Annotated in this window: 1 protein-coding gene and 1 pseudogene; both read left to right on the top strand. The window is 75.4% G+C overall.

Features of this window, described 5'->3' with window-relative positions:
* Nucleotides 1-892 (top strand): annotated as a pseudogene (locus GXP76_RS35275) (ADP-ribosylglycohydrolase family protein); the annotation flags it as partial.
* 78 nt (nucleotides 893-970) lie between these two features.
* Nucleotides 971-2,155, top strand: a complete 1,185-nt coding sequence (locus GXP76_RS35270; RefSeq protein ID WP_242575696.1) for an ADP-ribosylglycohydrolase family protein — start codon at nucleotides 971-973, stop codon at nucleotides 2,153-2,155.
* Nucleotides 2,156-2,223 lie beyond the last annotated feature (68 nt).

The following is a 2,223-nucleotide window of genomic DNA, read 5'->3' as shown; positions in this document are numbered from 1 at the left end:
CGAATGGGCGGCCTTCACCGCCGGGACCGTACTCACCGCGTTCGGTGACCACTTCCCCGGCCTCTCCGCCGACCGGCGGATGCGCGCCGCCGTCGACCTCGCCTGGAACACCCTCGCCGACGAGATCGCCGCCGCCGCGGACCGGGCGCCGGAGGTCGAGTCCGCCGTACTCCCCCTCCGCGCCCGGATCTCCGTACGCGCCGGGCTCGGCAATCTCGCCACGGGCCTGCGCCCGCCCGCGACCGGCCACGACAACCCGCACTACTTCGACGACGCCGCGTGCGTACGGGCCGTGGTGCTCGCGGTCGTCCATCCGGGCCGGCCGGCCGCCGCCGCCGAACTCGCCGAGTTCGACGCCCGCTACACGCAGGACGGCGACGGGGTGCACGGCGCCCGCGCCATGGCCGCCGCCGTCGCCGCGGCGCTCGGTGGCGTCGACACCGAAACGGCCGTGGCCGCCGCGCTCGAACAGCTGCCGCACTCCACGGAGATCGGCCGCAACGCGCGCCACGCGGTCGAGCTGGCACGGGACTTCGCGCACGAGCCGGCGCGGTCCGCCACCGGCGCGTTCGCGCTCGTGCCGCTGCTGGAGCATCAGATCGTGGACCACGTCTACAGCTACGGCATCGCGGCGGCCGAGACGGTGCCGGTCGCCCTGGCGCTGACCGTGGCGTCCGGCGGGAACGTCGCCGCCGCCGTACCCGCCGCCGCGTGCCTCTCACGGGTCGCCGACTCCGCCCCGGCGCTCGCCGGCGCGCTGACCGGCGCGCTCGGAGGGGGCGCCGCCGTGCCCGCGACCTGGCGCGACGCCTGCCGCACCCTGGCGGGCTGCGCGCTGCCCCGCCTCGCCGGTACGGACCTGGTCGAGCTCGCCGGGCTGTTGGCGCATACGCTCGCGTCGGCGGACCACAACTCCCCGTAGACGGCGAGGTTCAGCCCCACGCGACTCACCTGGGTGGACAATTCCGGCATGACGACGCTCACATCCTCCGCGACGCCCACCCGCGAAGAGCCGCCCGCGCTCGAAGGCCGGATCACCGGCGCTCTCGTCGGCGCGGCCGTCGGAGACGCGCTCGGCGGCCCCGTCGAGGGCTACACCCCCGAGCAGATCATGGACCGGCACGGCGGCCGGGTGTCCGGCATCGTCGGCCCGTGGAACGAGGACTGGCGTACGGCGCGCCCCCTGGCCCCGTACCACAAGGGCGACGGCCACGTCACGGACGACACCTTGCTGACGCACGCGCTGGTCCGCGTGTACGACGCGGTGCGCGACCACCTCGACGCGTACGCCGTCGCCGACCACCTCGTCCCCGACCTGATCTCGACGCCGCGCTGGATCCCGGAGCTGGAGGCCGAGGCGCTGCCGCTCCAGCGGATCTTCCTGGCGGAGAAGTGGCTCGTCGCCCGTATCCACTACGGGCACGTGGACCCGCGCGAGGCGGGCGCCGGGAACATCGTCAACTGCGGCGCGGCGATGTACATGGCGCCGGTGGGCCTGGTCAACGCGGCGAATCCGGGGGCGGCGTACGCGGAGGCCGTCGATGTCGCCGGCGCGCACCAGTCGTCGTACGGGAGGGAGGCTGCCGGAGTCCTCGCGGCGGCGGTCGCGGCGGCGTGCGTGCCGGGTGCGACGCCGACGAGCGTCGTCGACGCGTGCCTCGCGCTCGCCAAGGACGGGACGCGCGCCGCGATCGAGGCGGTGTGCGAAGTGGCCGCCGGTTACCAGGACTTCGAGCCCGCGCTGCGCCCACTGCGGGAGGCCGTCGCCCCGTTCGACACGGTGGGCCCCGACTACCGCGCCCCGTCCCTCGGCGCGCGCCGGCCCTCGCGGCTGCACTCCATCGAGGAGTTGCCCGTCGCCCTGGGCATGCTGCTGATCGGGGACGGCGACTACCGCCGCACGGTCCTCGGCTCGGTCAACTACGGCCGGGACTGCGACTCGATCGCCACGATGAGCGGGGCGGTGGCCGGGGCGCTGTGCGGCGGTGCGACGATCCCCCCGGAGTGGTCGAAGCGGGTCGCGGAGGCGAGCCGCCTCGACCTGTACGGCCCGGGGCGGACGCTGACGGAGGTCGCGTACGAGGTCTTCGCCCGCGACACGGCCCGGCGCCGCGCCCACGAGTCGGCCTTCGCCACGCTGACGGACCCGCGATGACGGAACCGTTGCGGGTGACCTGGGTCCAGCCGGAGGACCTGCTGGGCCATGAGCTGCGCCAGGCGTCC

The sequence above is a fragment of the Streptomyces sp. NP-1717 genome, assembly GCF_022695985.1.
In the GTDB taxonomy this organism is placed as follows: Bacteria; Actinomycetota; Actinomycetes; order Streptomycetales; family Streptomycetaceae; genus Streptomyces.
The sequence above is the reverse complement of the archived record's forward strand: the minus strand, read 5'-3'. Positions and strand labels throughout refer to the sequence as shown.